This is a genomic window from Allobosea sp. Root381, assembly GCF_001429395.1.
GTDB lineage: Bacteria > Pseudomonadota > Alphaproteobacteria > Rhizobiales > Beijerinckiaceae > Allobosea.
On sequence record NZ_LMJT01000003.1, the window covers coordinates 212,297 to 227,118 of the forward strand.

15 protein-coding genes are annotated in these 14,822 nt (G+C 66.6%); 4 read left to right on the plus strand and 11 right to left on the minus strand.

Going from position 1 to position 14,822, the window contains the following annotated elements:
- Positions 1–26: 26 nt before the first annotated feature.
- The 3 genes from ASE63_RS05270 to ASE63_RS05280 form a co-directional block, all read right to left on the minus strand.
- Positions 27–440 (minus strand): DUF3830 family protein, encoded by a 414-nt coding sequence (locus ASE63_RS05270; protein ID WP_056797581.1) that lies wholly within the window; start codon positions 438–440, stop codon positions 27–29.
- 98 nt (positions 441–538) lie between these two features.
- Positions 539–1,609, minus strand: a complete 1,071-nt coding sequence (locus ASE63_RS05275; RefSeq protein WP_056797584.1) for a patatin-like phospholipase family protein — start codon at positions 1,607–1,609, stop codon at positions 539–541.
- On the minus strand, positions 1,606–2,391 hold the full coding sequence (locus ASE63_RS05280) for a 3-hydroxybutyrate dehydrogenase (RefSeq protein ID WP_056797589.1): 786 nt from the start codon (positions 2,389–2,391) through the stop codon (positions 1,606–1,608). Before ASE63_RS05280 ends, ASE63_RS05275 begins: the two co-directional genes overlap by 4 nt.
- Before the next feature lie 118 nt (positions 2,392–2,509).
- Between ASE63_RS05280 and ASE63_RS05285 the strand changes: the two genes are divergently transcribed.
- The 3 genes from ASE63_RS05285 to ASE63_RS05295 all read left to right on the plus strand — a co-directional run bounded on the left by ASE63_RS05285 (position 2,510) and on the right by ASE63_RS05295 (position 6,414).
- Positions 2,510–3,037, plus strand: a complete 528-nt coding sequence (locus ASE63_RS05285; RefSeq protein ID WP_082609673.1) for a Fur family transcriptional regulator — start codon at positions 2,510–2,512, stop codon at positions 3,035–3,037.
- A gap of 34 nt (positions 3,038–3,071) precedes the next feature.
- On the plus strand, positions 3,072–4,346 hold the full coding sequence (gene ispG, locus ASE63_RS05290; RefSeq protein WP_056797594.1) for a flavodoxin-dependent (E)-4-hydroxy-3-methylbut-2-enyl-diphosphate synthase: 1,275 nt from the start codon (positions 3,072–3,074) through the stop codon (positions 4,344–4,346).
- 106 nt (positions 4,347–4,452) lie between these two features.
- Positions 4,453–6,414, plus strand: a complete 1,962-nt coding sequence (locus ASE63_RS05295; protein WP_082609674.1) for a potassium transporter Kup — start codon at positions 4,453–4,455, stop codon at positions 6,412–6,414.
- Between the two features lie 118 nt (positions 6,415–6,532).
- Here ASE63_RS05295 and ASE63_RS05300 read toward each other — a convergent pair whose 3' ends face one another.
- The 5 genes from ASE63_RS05300 to ASE63_RS05320 all read right to left on the minus strand — a co-directional run bounded on the left by ASE63_RS05300 (position 6,533) and on the right by ASE63_RS05320 (position 11,623).
- Positions 6,533–7,411 carry a DMT family transporter gene (locus ASE63_RS05300; protein ID WP_082609675.1) on the minus strand — a complete coding sequence of 293 codons (879 nt, stop codon included), beginning with the start codon at positions 7,409–7,411 and terminating at the stop codon, positions 6,533–6,535.
- 140 nt (positions 7,412–7,551) lie between these two features.
- On the minus strand, positions 7,552–8,034 hold the full coding sequence (locus tag ASE63_RS05305; protein ID WP_056797598.1) for a MarR family transcriptional regulator: 483 nt from the start codon (positions 8,032–8,034) through the stop codon (positions 7,552–7,554).
- A gap of 115 nt (positions 8,035–8,149) precedes the next feature.
- Positions 8,150–8,731: an NAD(P)H-dependent oxidoreductase gene (locus ASE63_RS05310; RefSeq protein ID WP_056797601.1), complete on the minus strand. Its 582-nt coding sequence runs from the start codon at positions 8,729–8,731 to the stop codon at positions 8,150–8,152.
- 2 nt (positions 8,732–8,733) lie between these two features.
- The gene (locus ASE63_RS05315) at positions 8,734–10,158 is read right to left on the minus strand and encodes an FAD-binding oxidoreductase (protein WP_056797602.1); all 1,425 of its coding nucleotides are present in this window, start codon (positions 10,156–10,158) and stop codon (positions 8,734–8,736) included.
- A 136-nt stretch (positions 10,159–10,294) separates the two neighbouring features.
- Complete coding sequence (locus ASE63_RS05320; protein ID WP_056797742.1) at positions 10,295–11,623, minus strand: cytosine deaminase; 1,329 nt, start codon at positions 11,621–11,623, stop codon at positions 10,295–10,297.
- Between the two features lie 168 nt (positions 11,624–11,791).
- On the opposite strand from ASE63_RS05320, the gene folD reads away from it, so the two are divergent.
- On the plus strand, positions 11,792–12,649 hold the full coding sequence (gene folD / locus ASE63_RS05325) for a bifunctional methylenetetrahydrofolate dehydrogenase/methenyltetrahydrofolate cyclohydrolase FolD (protein WP_056797745.1): 858 nt from the start codon (positions 11,792–11,794) through the stop codon (positions 12,647–12,649).
- A 22-nt stretch (positions 12,650–12,671) separates the two neighbouring features.
- On the opposite strand, the gene ASE63_RS05330 is transcribed toward folD, so the two are convergent.
- The 3 genes from ASE63_RS05330 to lpdA are packed head-to-tail and all read right to left on the minus strand — an operon-like array spanning position 12,672 to position 14,719.
- Positions 12,672–12,977 (minus strand): HepT-like ribonuclease domain-containing protein, encoded by a 306-nt coding sequence (locus ASE63_RS05330; protein ID WP_056797604.1) that lies wholly within the window; start codon positions 12,975–12,977, stop codon positions 12,672–12,674.
- Positions 12,974–13,270, minus strand: coding sequence for a nucleotidyltransferase domain-containing protein (locus tag ASE63_RS05335; protein ID WP_056797607.1), 297 nt, complete (start codon positions 13,268–13,270; stop codon positions 12,974–12,976). The genes ASE63_RS05330 and ASE63_RS05335 overlap by 4 nt, the downstream gene beginning before the upstream one ends.
- A 48-nt stretch (positions 13,271–13,318) precedes the next feature.
- Positions 13,319–14,719 (minus strand): dihydrolipoyl dehydrogenase, encoded by a 1,401-nt coding sequence (gene lpdA, locus ASE63_RS05340; RefSeq protein WP_056797609.1) that lies wholly within the window; start codon positions 14,717–14,719, stop codon positions 13,319–13,321.
- Positions 14,720–14,822 lie beyond the last annotated feature (103 nt).

Genomic DNA, 14,822 nt, shown 5'->3' on the forward strand with positions numbered 1-14,822 from the left:
TCGGTCGGCGAAAAATTCTGTCCCGGTCAGACGCGTTCGAACTTGATCTCCTGCGCACCTTCCCAGAGCGTCTTGCGGCCGAGCGCGTAGAGGTTCTCGAGTCCCGAGGTCAGGGTGAGGAAGTGGTTGCCGGAGAGCACGCCGGCCTTGCTGGCGAACTGCACACCGCCATAAGCGAGCAGGATTTCGGTCTCGCTGACGCCGCCCGGATACAGGATGATCTGGCCGGGAGCCGGATAGGCCGTGTTGTTCTCATAGCCGACGCCGAAATCGAGATCGCCCAGCGGCATCCACACGCCCTCGCCGCTCCAGCGCACATGCACGATCTTGCTGTGGAAGGGCAGGTGGCGCAGGAAGGCTTCGCAGGTCTTCGGCGCGGCGTCGAACTCGAGCTTGCCCTCGAAGGTGAAGGGTCCGGCGGTGACGATAAGCTTGCTCATGGGTCGCGTTCTTTCCGTTCGGCTTGGCATCGAGAGCGTGGGTACGGCTGCGGATTCTTGTCGGTCGGCAAGGCGGCGACAAGGGCCGATCCGGATGTCTACGAAAACGCCGCCTTGAGGTCGAGCGTACCGGTCTGTCCGATCGCGTCATAGTTGCGCTTCAGCCAGCGCCGCGCCGCCGCGCGCCCGATGTCGCGCAGCCGCAGCAGGAAGTCCCAGTCGGCGTTCAGCCTTGAGGAGGAGGTCATCTCCGCCAGCGCCGGGCCGCCGTCGATCCGGTGCATCAGCACGCGCTTGTACTCGTCCTTCTGCAGCTTGCCGCTGTCGACCAGCCGGTTGACGAAATCGATGGCGCGCAGCTCGCGCAGTAGCGAGGCGTTGAAGGTGATCTCGTTGAGCCGGTCCTGGATGTCGCGCGCGCGGGTCGGCAGCTCCTTGCGCAGCAGAGGGTTGATCTGGACGAGGAGGATGTCGTCGCCCACCGCTTGGTAGAACAGCGGATACAGCGCCGGATTGCCCATATAGCCGCCGTCCCAATAGGCCTCGCCGCCGATCTCCACGGCCTGGAACAGCATCGGCAGGCAGGCCGAGGCCATTAGATGCTCTGCCGTCAGCTCCGGACCATGGAACAGCTTGATCTTGCCGGAGCGGACATTGGTGGCGGCGATGAAGAGCTTCACCTGCGTGCAGGCCCGCACCTTCTCGAAATCGATCAGGTCGGCGATCACCCCGCGCAGCGGATTGATGTTGAGCGGGTTGATATCGTAGGGGCTCGCCACCTTCGAGAACATCTCGAACCAGATCATGCCGGGTGGCGTGCCGCCGGAACCGCCCCAGGCGCCGAGCAGCGTGTCGATCAGCGACCGTTCCGAGCCGCCATATTTGCCGTCGACGCTGATCGCCCGCCAGAACGCCTCGAGTTTCCGGCGCGCGCCCTCGGCACCGCCCTCGATCCAGCCTTCGGCCAGCACCACGGCGTTCATCGCGCCGGCGCTGGTGCCCGACATCGCCTCGATGGCGATCCGGCCGTCCTCCAGGATTGCGTCGAGCACGCCCCAGGTGAAGGCGCCATGCGCGCCGCCACCCTGGAGAGCGAGCGAGACCGATTTCTCGGCTTTCGCCCCGCCGAGCCCGACCAGATGCCCCGGCGCCTGCTTGCGCCCCGTCACGCCGCGGTCCAGCCGCCATCCATCGGCAGGGTCGTACCGGTGATCGACTTCGCCGCGTCGGTGCAGAGGAAGACGGCGAGCGCCGCCACTTGCTCGACGGTGACGAACTCCTTGGTCGGCTGCGCCGCCAGCAGCACGTCGTTGATCACCTGCTCCTTGCTCAGGCCCCGCGCCTTCATCGTGTCGGGGATCTGCTTCTCGACCAGCGGCGTCCAGACATAGCCCGGCGCGATGGCATTCACGGTGATGCCCTGCGTCGCGACCTCGAGTGCGATCGTCTTGGTGAAGCCGGCGATGCCGTGCTTGGCGGCGACGTAAGCCGACTTGAAGGGAGAGGCGACAAAGGCATGGGCAGAGGCCGTGTTGATGATCCGGCCCCAGCCTTTTGCCTTCATCTTCGGCAGCGCGGCGCGCGTCGTATGGAAGGCCGAGGACAGGTTGATCGCGATGATCTGGTCCCATTTCTCCAGCGGGAACTCGTCGACCGGGGCGACATGCTGGATGCCGGCATTGTTGACCAGGATGTCGACCGCACCGAAGGCGGCCTCGGCCTCGGCGATGAAGCCCGCGATCTCGGCCGGCTTGGTCATGTCGGCCGGGGAGAACAGGACCTTTACGCCGAACTCGCTTTCCAGCTCCGTCCGCAGCTTCTCGGCCTCGGCTGGGGGCAGAATGCCGTTGATGACGAGGTGCGCGCCCTCCTTGGCGAGGGCGCGCGCATAGGCAAGGCCGATGCCAGAGGTCGATCCGGTGATGGCGGCCGCGCGGTCTTTGAGGAACATCGGCGTCAAGGCTCCTGACATTCGGTGAGAAAATGCTTAGGTTCAGGTCCGAACGGGCACTGCCGAGCCCCTGCCGAGCCAAGGCGGCAAGTTGCCCGATGTCCCATTGCCACGCAACATGACGAGCATGCAGCCACATCACCACGCTCATGACGAAGACGGCGAGAGCGTCTGCCGTCACGCCCACGACCATCGCGCCCACGCCGCGGAGGCCTTGGCGCGGGCCGAGCGCGTCTGCCGCGAGCGGGGCCTTCGCCTGACGCCGATCCGCGCCAAGGCGCTGGAGGCGCTCCATGCCGATCATCGCCCGGTCGGCGCCTACGACCTCGCGGACCGGATCTCGCCGGCGGGCGGGCGCCGCCTCGCGCCGATCTCGATCTATCGCGCCCTCGACTTCCTGGTCGAGCAGGGCTTCGTCCACCGGCTTTCATCGAAGAACGCCTATATCGCCTGCCTGCACGGTCATGGCGCCGACGAGGTCGTCGCCTTCCTGATCTGCGAGGTCTGCGGCGGCGTCGACGAGGATTCCTCTCCGGCGATAAGGAAAGCTGTTGCGGCGATCGCGGAAACCCGGCAGTTCGCGCCGGCCCATCAGATGGTCGAGATCGTCGGCCGCTGCGAGCATTGCCGCAACGCCGGTTCGTGATAGATCAGCCGCAGGTTCGTGATAGAGCAGCCGCATGAATGAGCATGCCTTTTCCTGCCTGACGCCAGAGAGAGCCGGCCCGCTCGCGCGCCACCTCACCGTGCCCGTCAAGGTCGGCAACGTCACGGTCGGCGGCGGCGCGCCGATCGTCGTGCAGTCGATGACCAATACCGACACCGCCGATATCGCCGGGACGGTGGCGCAGGTCGCGGCGCTCGCCCGGCAGGGTTCGGAGTTGGTCCGCATCACGGTCGACCGCGACGAGGCGGCGGCCGCGGTCCCGAAGATCCGCGAGCGGCTGGACCGTGTCGGCATCGACGTGCCGCTGGTCGGGGACTTCCACTATATCGGCCACAAGCTCCTGGCCGACCATCCGGCCTGTGCCGAGGCGCTGGCGAAGTACCGGATCAACCCCGGCAATGTCGGCTTCAAGGACAAGAAGGACAAGCAGTTCGGCCAGATCGTCGAGATGGCGATCCGCTATGGCAAGCCGGTGCGCATCGGCGCCAACTGGGGCTCGCTCGACCAGGAGCTGCTGACGGCGCTGATGGACGAGAACGCCCGCTCGCCGCGCCCGCTCGACGCCCGCGCCATCATGCGCGAGGCGATGGTCCAGTCTGCCCTGCTCTCAGCCGAGCGTGCCGAGGAACTGGGCCTCGGCCGCGAGCAGATCATCCTTTCGGCCAAGGTCTCGGGCGTGCAGGACCTGATCACGGTCTACCGCATGCTGGCGAGCCGGTCGAACTACGCGATCCATCTCGGCCTGACCGAAGCCGGCATGGGGTCGAAGGGCATCGTCGCTTCGTCCGCAGCCCTCGGCATCCTGCTGCAGGAAGGCATCGGCGACACAATCCGCTTCTCGCTGACGCCGGAACCCGGCGGCGACCGAACGCTCGAGGTCAAGGCGGCGCAGGAACTGCTCCAGACCATGGGCTTTCGCGCCTTTGTGCCGCTCGTCGCCGCCTGCCCGGGCTGCGGCCGGACGACCTCGACCGTCTTCCAGGAGCTGGCGCGGGACATCCAGGACTGGATTTCCAGCTCCATGCCGGAATGGAAGAACACCTATCCCGGCGTCGAGACCCTCAACGTCGCGGTGATGGGCTGCATCGTCAACGGCCCCGGCGAGTCCAAGCATGCCGATATCGGGATTTCCCTGCCCGGGACCGGCGAGGAGCCGACGGCCCCGGTTTTCGTCGACGGCAAGAAGGTCCGGACCCTGCGCGGTGCCGGTATCGCCGCCGAATTCAAGGCGATGGTCTCCGACTATGTCACGCGCCGTTATGGCGTGGAGGCCAATGCCGCAGGCTGATCGCGCCTGCCCTGCACCGTTTGCATGGCAGTCGCTTTGCGCGCTTGCGGCGTTGTGCTAGAGGCCCCGGCCTTTCGCTGCACCGCAGCACGCGCGGAGATCCCCGATGGGGCATGACCAGACGAATCCTCCGACCTCGAAGCCGGAGGATTCGCGTTTCGGCCTCGACGAGGGACATGGCGGCACAGGCCAACCCCATAACCGCAGCGGCTATGCCGCGCTCGCGCTGGGTGCTCTCGGCGTCGTCTATGGCGATATCGGCACGAGCCCGCTCTACGCGCTGCGCGAGACCATCCTCGCGGCGACGGGCGGCGACGAGACCGCCGCGGTCCCCCGCGACGTCGTCATCGGCGTGCTGTCGCTGATCCTCTGGTCGCTGGTCGTCGTCGTCACGCTGAAATACGTCCTGCTGCTGATGCGGGCCGACAATAACGGCGAAGGCGGCATCCTCACCCTCGTCGCGCTGGCCCAGCGCGGCTTCGACCGCGCCCGCGGGCGCGGCGTGCTCTTTCTCGGCATGGCCGGCGCGGCGCTGTTCTACGGCGACACCGTCATCACCCCGGCGATCTCAGTGCTCTCCGCGATCGAGGGCATCAAGCTGGTGACGCCGGCACTCAACGACTACGTCCTGCCGATCGCCTCGGTGATCATGATCGGACTGTTCATGGTCCAAAGCAGCGGCACGCAGAAGATGGCCAATTTCTTCGGCCCGGCAATGCTGATCTGGTTCCTGACGCTCGCCGGGCTCGGCATCTATCATATCGCCGATGATTTCGGCGTCTTCGCCTCGATCAATCCCTGGTACGCGCTGCGCTTCTTCTACGACCATGCCGGCGTCTCGCTGGCAGTGCTGGGCTCGGTCTGCCTCGCCGTCACCGGCGCCGAGGCGCTCTATGCCGATATGGGCCATTTCGGGCGCGGCCCGATCCGCGGCGCCTGGCTCTACCTCGTCTTCCCGGCGCTGTGGCTGAACTATCTCGGCCAGGGCGCGCTGATCCTCGCCGACCCGACCGCGATCGACAATCCGTTCTATCGCCTCGCGCCCGAGGGCTTCCTGCTGCCTTTCGTGGTGATGGCGACGCTGGCGACCATCATCGCCAGCCAGGCGGTGATCACCGGCGCCTTCTCGCTGACCCGCCAGGCGATCCAGCTCGGCCTGCTGCCCCGCATGGAGATCCGGCACACCTCCGAGCACACCTCCGGCCAGATCTACATCCCGCGGCTGAACTGGCTGCTGCTGCTGGTGGTGCTGATCCTGATCTGGAGCTTCCGGACGTCGTCGAGCCTCTCGCACGCCTACGGCATCTCGGTCTTCGGCACGATGGTCGTGAGCTCCATGCTCGCCTTCATCGTGATCCGGCGGCACTGGGGCTGGAGCTGGCCCGCGACCTGCGCGATCGTCCTCCCCTTCCTCGTCGTCGACGTCGCCTTCTTCTCGGCCAACATGCTCAAGCTGCTGCATGGCGGCTACGTGCCGGTTCTGCTCGCGGTCTGCCTGGTGCTGGTGATGGGCACCTGGGTGCGCGGCACCAAGATCCTGTTCGACAAGACCCGCAAGACCGACGTGCCGCTGCTCGAACTTGTCGGCATGCTCTCGAAGAGCCCGCCGGTGCGGGTCAAGGGCATGGCGGTGTTCCTGACCAGCGACCCCGAGACCGCGCCCGCCTCGCTGCTTCACAACCTCAAGCACAACAAGGTGCTGCACGAACGCAATGTCATCCTGACCGTGCGCTCGGCCGACACGCCGCGCGTCGCGGAGGAGGAGCGCGTCCGCCTCTCGCGCATCACCGACGATTTCTGGCGGATCGAGATGGTCTACGGCTACATGGAGAGCCCGAACGTCCCCAAGGGGCTGGCGATCCTGCGCAAGCAGGGCTTCAAGTTCGACATCATGTCGACCTCGTTCTTCCTGTCGCGCCGCTCGATCAAGCCCTCGCCGCAATCGGGCATGCCGGTCTGGCAGGACAATCTCTACATTTCGCTGACCAAGAGCGCGACCGACGCGACCAACTTCTTCCAGATTCCGACCGGCCGCGTCGTCGAGGTCGGCACGCAGGTCACGGTCTGACGGGGTCGGTCAACCGCCGGTCCGTCATCCTCGAGCGGAGCGAAGCGTAGACCCGAGAATCTCTGGCAGGAGATGCTCGGGTCAAGCCCGAGCATGACGCACCACCCTTCGAAGCGGCTCAGTCCAGCCGCGCCGAGGCCGACTCCTCCGGCACATGGCGGACGCGCTCGCGATAGAGCAGGTAGAGCCCCGAGGCGATGACGATGCCGGAGCCGACGAAGGTCCAGCGATCAGGAACCTGGTCGAAGACGAGCCAGCCGAGCAATAGCATCCAGATGATCTGCGAGTAGATGAAGGGTGCCAGCACCGTGGCCGGGGCGAGCCGGTGCGCCAGGATCAGCAGCCAGTGGCCGAGGCCGCCGAACACGCCGACGGCGAGCATCAGCAGCCAGGGCAGCGCGGTCGTCGGCGTCTCCCAGATCCAGGGCAGGAGCGGGATGGTCGCCAGCGTGCCCGCCGCGCCCGAATAGATCATCGTCGTCTCGGACGAGTCATGTCCCGAGAGCACCCGCGTCGCCAGCGCATAGAAGGCGTAGCTGATGCAGCCCAGCACGACGAGCAGCGCCGCGGGATGCATGGAGCCGAACCCCGGCCGGGTCACCACCAACACGCCGATGAAGCCGACCCCGATCGCCGCCAGCCGACGGGGCCCCGGCCATTCGCCCAACAGCGGGCCGGAAGCCAGCGCCACGAGCAACGGCGTTGCGAACATGATCGAGACGGTCTCGGCGAGCTGGAGATGGCGCAGCGCCAGGAAATTGAGCGCCGTCGAGCCGAGCAGCAGCAGCGAGCGCCCCCATTGCAGCCAGGGCCGCTTGGTCCGCAGCACGCCGGGCCTTGTCCAGGGATTGAACAGTATCAGCACCAGCGCCATGCTGCCGACATAGCGCGCGAACACCACCTGCAGCGGATTCATCGACTGGCCGAGCCATTTCGCGCTCGTATCAAGCAGCGAGAACAGGACGACTGCGGAGCACATCAGGCCAATCGCGATCATCCGCGCTCGTCCCGCCTCGGAAGACGCCTCGGTTGGGAGCGGCACCGTGATCTCGCCATGCTGTGGAGGAATGACGAGACCAGCTTTAACCGTTTCAGGCCCCTTCGCCAGCACTCAGGCGCATGCATTCCATGCAGAAATCAGGCGTCGCTGTCGATCTCGTCGGCGTCCGTATCGGGATCGTCATGGTCGGCGCCCGCCTTCGACAGGCCCTTTGCGGCCTTGCGCAGCAGCTTGCGGAGGAGCTTCCGCTCCTTGCCGTCGAGCTTGTCGAGCAACTCGTCCTCGACCTGCGTCCAAACCGCGTCGAGCGACTCCGCGGTCTTGTGCCCGGCCTCGGTCAGCGCGACCTGGACCAGCCGGCCGTCACGGCTGCCGCCTTCGCGCATTACCAGCCCCTGCAGCGACAACCGACCGATGGTCTTGGAGACGGTCGGCGGCTTGACCCGAAGCAGCGTCGCGAGCTCGCCCATCGTCATCGGCGCGGGCTGCAGGGCCTTCAGCGCCTGCTCCTGCCCCGGGAACAGGCCGAGTGCATTCAGGCGTTCGCCCATCCGAGCCCGATGCAGCCGTGCCGTGACGAGCAAGGCCCGGCCAACGCTCTTTTCGAGTGCCTTGGTCATCTCGCTCGACCCCTTGGCCGGCCTCGGCCGATATTTATGCGGTTCAGGAAGACGCTTCGCCGGCTCTCTGTTCGCTTGCCAACATGACGGAGTGATGACGGCCAGGCCTGCAGTGTCACAGCGAGCGCAACTTTAGCGCGGCCCGCCCGATGAATGCCGCCCGGCTCTCCGCAGTCGACAGGTTCATGTCGTAATGCGCCAGATAGAGCGGGCGCGCCATCGGGTGGCAGACGGCACGCAGCGCCCGGCAGACAATCCTGCGCGGCGGGTCGCCCATCAGCATGGCACGCCAGCGCGAGCCGCCATAGGTCGTCACGGCGGCGAGCTTGCGGATGTTCCAGAGATTGGGCCGGGCCTTGCCGGCGACCATCGTGAAGGAGACGCCCGGCAGGAAGACGCGGTCGAAGAAACCCTTCAGGATCGCCGGATAGCCGAAGTTCCAGACCGGGAAGCACAGCACCAGCGCCTCGGCCCGCCGCACCCGCTCGACATAGGCCGCGACCGGGCGGGTGTTGCTGGCGACGTCGTGATAACCCGCGCGCTCCTCGCGGCTCAGCACAGCATCGAAGCCTTCTGCGTAAAGGTCGCAATCATCGACCTCGTGGCCGGCACCCTTGAGGCTTTCCACAGCAGCCGCATGCAGCGCCGCCCCGAAACTCTCAGGGTCGGGATGCGCGTAGAGGACCAGCACCCGCATGCTTAGCCGGCCCCGGCTTCCGACAGGCTGCGGAACAGGAAGGTGCCGCCGGCGCGGTAATCGTACTCCGGGTCCTCCCAGGCGATCATCTTGCCGGGGTTGAGCAGGCCCTGCGGATCGGCCTCGCGCTTGAAGGCGAGCTGGGCCTCGTCGGTCTGCTTCATGCCGCCCTCCTCCAGCGTGTAGCGGTGCGGATTGAAGATCGGCGCGCCCATCTCCTCATGGATCGCCATGATCTCCTCCAGCCGCTCCTCCGTGGTGAAGCGCACCAGCGGCAGGCCGAAGCAGGTGACCTTGCCATCGAAGCGGACGAACTCGAGATGGCAGGTGACCTCGTCGCCGAAGCGCGCATGGATCCTGTCGATCAGCTCGACCTGGCTCGGGAAGGGATACAGCACCTGCAGATAGGTGATCGCCGGATCGACCCTGAGCGCGCGCAGCGTGGTGTGGTTCCAGCCGAGTTCGTAAGCCGGCGGCAGGCCCTTGGCATCCTCGGGCGCGAGCTTGTCCGAGCGCAGCAGCAGTTCCGCGCCCTTGAAGCGGCGCGCATAGGCGAGCAGCGACTCGACCGCGAAATCGGCGACCATGACGATGACGAGATGGCTGTCGCGCGGCAGGAACTTGCGATGGCGCAGGAAGTAGTCGTGCGGCGCTGGTGCGGCGATGACGCAGAGGTTCTTGAGCGCGAGCCCGTCCTGCTCGCCGAGCTCGTTGGCGAAGGCTGTCGCCGCCCTCAGGTCCGGGAAGCCGACGATGACGTCGACCCAGTCATAGGCCGGGGCCAGCGGCATCTCGACCTCGGTGATGATACCGTTGGTGCCATAGGCATGGGCGACCTTGTGCAAATCCTCGCCCTGCAGCTCGAGGATGCGCGGACTTGCCTCCATCGTCGCGACCTTGAGCCGGATGATGTTGCCCCAATCGCGCAGGCCACCCCATTTGATCGAGCCGACGCCGCCGGAGCCGCCGGCGATGAAGCCGCCGATCGAGGCGGTCTGGTAGGTCGAGGGGTGGAGCCTGAGTTCCTGCCGCGAGTGCTTGCGCGTCTCCTCGTCGATCCGCGCCATCACCGCGCCGGGCTCGGCGACATAGCGTCCGGGGCGGATGTCGAGCACCTTGTTGAATCCCGAGAGGTCGAGCAGCGCCCCGCCGGAGAGCGGCATCGCCTGGCCGTAATTGCCGGTGCCGGTGCCGCGCGGCGTGACCGGCACGCCGAGCCTGTGGCAGGCGGCGAGCGCCTCCAGCACCTGCGCCTCGCTCGTCGGCGAGATCACGATATCGGCCGTGACATGGTCGAGCTGGCGCTTCAGCACCGGCGAGTACCAGAAGAAATCTCGGCTCTTCTGCTTCACCAGCGCGGGGTTTTCCTCGGTGCGGATGCCGTTCAGCTGGGCCTTCAGGGCGGCGATGTCGTAGCGAGTGGTCATGCGGAGCGTCCCTGTGGCGTCATACTCGCCCTTGTGGCGAGCATCCACGTCTTGAACACCGCGCGCGACGGAGGAAGGCGTGGATGGTCGGCACAAGGCCGACCATGACGGGAGAAGTCATGGTGGATGAAAATCGTCACGTGGCGCTCGCCATCAAATGATCCAGCTCGCGATAATCGGGCAAGCTCCGGTCGATCGCCTCGCCCTCGACCAGCACGGTCCTGTCGGCCTGCGGGCGGGCGAACAGCTCGGTCCAGCTGCGCGCGCGCGTCAGGATCAGGTCGGCCGGGCCGCCGGCCGCGAGCACGCCCCTGCCCTCCTCGCCCATGATCGCCGCCGGCGTGCGCGCAATCGTCTCGGACCAGTCCGTGCCGGAATGGTCGAGCTGGAGCATGCGGGTGCCCTCGCGCAGGACCTCGACAAGATCGAGGTCGCCATAGGCGTAGAACGGGTCGCGCGTGTTGTCGGAAGCGATCATCACCGGCACGCCCGCCGCCTTGAGTTCATGCAGCGCGGTGACCCCGCGCCAGCGCGGCGTACGGCCGGCGGCGCGATCCTGCAGATACATGTTGCACATCGGCAGCGAGACCACGGCGATCCCGGCCTCCAGGACCTTGGCGATGATGCGTGCCTCGTCCTCAGGTTGCTGCAGCGCCAGCGAGCAGCAATGACCGGCCAGTATCCTGCCGGTGAAACGGTGCCGCAGTGCGGCCTCGGCGATCCGCTCCAGCGAGCGCGCGGCCGGATCATTGCTCTCGTCGACATGGAAATCGAGATCGAAGCCATTCTCGATGGCAATGCGGAACACGATGTCGAGCGCTTGGTCCAGCTCCGGGATCATGTAGGTGACGCAGCCGAACAGCCCGTCGCCATGCGCCTTCACAGCCGCGACGAGATCGCGGAGATGGACCGGATCGAGCGCGCATTCGATGCCGAAGAGCGGCGAGGCCTGCAGCGCGATCCGCCCGGCCCATTCCGCCCGCAATTCCGCCACCACCGGCCAGGAGATGCCGATCTGCTTGCCGAGCGAGTCGATATGGGTGCGCAGAGCCGCCGTGCCATGCGCGAAGGCGCAGCGCAGGCCGAATTCCATCCGCGCCCGGACATCCTGCGCCGACCAGTTCGCCTCGCGATCCGCGCCGACACTGTCCAGCGCGCCCATGAAACTGCCGTCCGGATTGGGGCTTCGCGGCCAGATATGGCCCTTGTCGAGATGGACATGGGCATCGACCAGCCGCGGCAGCACGATGCCGCCGTCGAGGTCCAGAGCAGGCCCGTCCTGCAGCACCTCGGTGCCTGCGGGCAGGATCGAGACGATCCGCCCATCCTCCACGGCGATATCGATCAGGGACAGGCCGTCGCGGTCGGCGCCAAGCCCCCCGGCCTCGACGAGGCAGAGCGGGGCGCGGGCGCCGGTCAGGCGGTAGCTGGCCGAAGCGGGGATCGCGGCGAAACCGGTCGTCACAGGAAAAGGGGTCTCCATCGGCAAGGCGGCCGCAGATCGATACCGGCCGTCACGGATACGGGCAAGCAAAGAGCAGGCTTGAAGCCGAGACATCCAAGCCTTTCCGGGCTTGTCGGCGGGCGCCCGATCGCGCATGAGGACGGCTCCCCGCCGATGGAGACGCAGCCCATGCCTCAGGCCACCCTGATCGATGGAAAGGCCGTCGCCGCCGAACTGCGCGACGAGATCGCCGCCGAGATTGCCGCCATCAAGGCTGCCAGCGGCCGCGTGCCGGGCCTGCATGTCGTGCTCGTCGGCGAGGACCCGGCGAGCCGCGTCTATGTCGCCTCCAAGGAGAAGCTCGCTGCGGCTGCCGGGATGAACTCGGTGGCGCACCGCCTGCCGGCCGAGACCAGCGAGGCCGACCTGCTGGCCAAGCTCGCCGAGCTCAACGCCGACGATGCCGTCGATGGCATCCTGGTCCAGCTCCCCCTCCCGAAGCATATCGACAGCGGCCGCATCATCGACGCCATCGACCCGGCCAAGGATGTCGATGGCCTGCACCCGATCAATGCCGGCAAGCTCGCCGCGGGCAAGAACGGCCTCGTCCCCTGCACGCCGCTCGGCTCGATGCTGCTGCTGAAGCGTGTCCTGCCCTCGCTGTCCGGCCTCGAGGCGGTGGTCATCGGCCGCTCGGAACTGGTCGGCCGGCCGGCCGCCCAGCTTTTGCTGCAGGCCGACTGCACCGTCACCATCGCGCATTCGCGCACGAAGGATCTGCCGGCCGTGGTCCGGCGCGCCGACATCGTGATCGCGGCTGTGGGCCGGCCGCATTTCGTCAAGGGCGCGTGGATCAAGCCCGGCGCGACCGTCATCGACGTCGGCATCAATCGCCTGCCCGACGGCAAGCTGGTCGGCGATGTCGATTTCACGGAGGCCGTCGCGGTCGCGGGCGCGATCACCCCGGTCCCCGGCGGCGTCGGCCCGATGACCATCGCCTGCCTGCTCAGGAACACGCTGACGGCCTTCAAGGCGAGACGGGCCTGAAGATCGCCGCCGCAGCAGGCTGTTACGCGCCGAGGTCGTCCATAGCGATTGACCAGATCAGAGCTGGATCGACGCGCCAATATTCGTGCCTGAGCCTGTTCCCGATCGCGCGAACGTCACCCCAGGAGATGTCGGGACGCATTTCGAGCAATTCATCAGGACGATGGCGCACGGCTTCTGAGATGATCTCAAGCGACCGCTCTGTTCCTCGTTGCAGAAAAAGCGCGTTCGCGAATGAAGCTCGTGTTTGGCCGGCGAGTTCCTGTTCAATCAGCGTGATTGCGCCGAGAATCTCCTCGAGGACGACATCGCTTCGACGCGCCGTCAAAAGACCCGGACCGCTTCCCGTTCGATCTCGGCCCGCAGCTTGGGATGCAGGCTCGATCGCGTCGTCAGATCGATTTCGACGCCGAGTTCCTCTGCAAGATAGCGCTGCATGCCGACGAGATCGAGCAGAGAGAATTTCCGGCCGGGCTCGATGTCGATGAAGATATCGATATCGCTATCTTCTCTCGCCTCATCGCGAGCCGTCGACCCATAGACAAACGCAGCCTGCGCGCCACGGTCGCGCAAACTTTCGGCACGTAGAACCAGTTCAGCAGTGGCTTCGTCTCGGGTCATGCCCCTGTTTTACACAAAACAGGGGCGGAAGCGAAGGACGACGCCCGATCACATATGGATCGGGCGCTTGTCGACGGCGAGTGCCGCTTCCTTGACCGCTTCGGCCAGCGTCGGATGCGCGTGGCAGGTGCGGGCGAGATCCTCGGCCGAGCCGCCGAACTCCATCAACACGGTGACTTCGGCGATCAGATCGCCGGCATGCGGGCCGATGATGTGGCAGCCGAGCACGCGGTCCGTCGTGGCGTCGGCAAGGAACTTCACGAAGCCGTCGGTGTGCCGCATGGCGCGGGCGCGGCCATTCGCCGTGAAGGGGAACTTGCCGATCTTGTAGGAGACGCCGGCAGCCTTGAGCTCCTCCTCGGTCTTGCCGATCGCCGCCACTTCCGGGGCGGTGTAGATGATGCTCGGGATCGCGTCGTAGTTCACATGGCCATGCTTGCCGGCGATGATCTCGGCCACCGCCATGCCCTCGTCCTCGGCCTTGTGGGCGAGCATCGGGCCGCGCACCACGTCGCCGATGGCGTAGATGCCCGCGACATTGGTCTTGAAATGATCGTCGATGACGACGCGGCCCTTCTCGGTGGCGACGCCCGCCCTGTCGAGGCCGAGGCCGTCCGTGTTCGGCCGCCGGCCGATCGCGACCAGCACGATGTCGGCAGTGAGCGTCCGCGCCTCGCCACCTGCAGCGGGCTCGACCGTGACGGTCGCGCCGCCCTTCTTGCCCGTCTCGACCTTGGTGACCTTGGAGCCCAGCTGGAAGCTGAAGCCCTGCTTCTCCAGGATGCGCTGGAACTGCTTGGCGATCTCGCCGTCCATGCCGGGGATGATGCGGTCGAGATATTCGACGACGGTGACCTTGGCGCCAAGGCGGCCCCAGACCGAGCCGATCTCGAGCCCGATCACGCCGCCGCCGACGACGACCAGTTCCTTCGGCACGGCACCGATCTCGAGCGCGCCTGTCGAGGTCACGACGGTCTTCTCGTCGATCTCGACGCCCGGCAGCGGCGCCGACTCGGAGCCAGTCGCGATGACGATGTTCTTGGTGTCGAGTTCCTGGGTCTTGCCGTCCTCGGCCGTGACCACGACCTTGCCGGCAGCCGGAATCGAGGCCGTGCCGTGGAACGGCTCGATCTTGTTCTTCTTGAGCAGGAAGCCGACGCCATTGACGTTGGCGTCGATCGTCTCCTGCTTGTGAGCCATCATCGCCTTGAGGTCGAGCTTCGGCGTGCCGACGACGACGCCGAGCTTCTCGAAGGTGTGGCCGGCCTCATCGAACATCTCGGAGGCGTGCAGCAACGCCTTGGAGGGAATGCAGCCGACGTTCAGGCAGGTCCCGCCATGGGTCTTGCGCTTCTCGACGACCGCGACCTTGAGGCCGAGCTGGGCGGCGCGGATGGCGCAGACATAGCCGCCGGGGCCGGTTCCGATGACGACGAGATCGTAGGACATCTCTAGAGGCTCCCAATGCCCGTCATGGTCGGGCCTGTCCCGACCATCCACGTCTTCGGGGGCCGGAAGGAAAATCGAGGATGCCCGGGACGAGCCCGGGCAT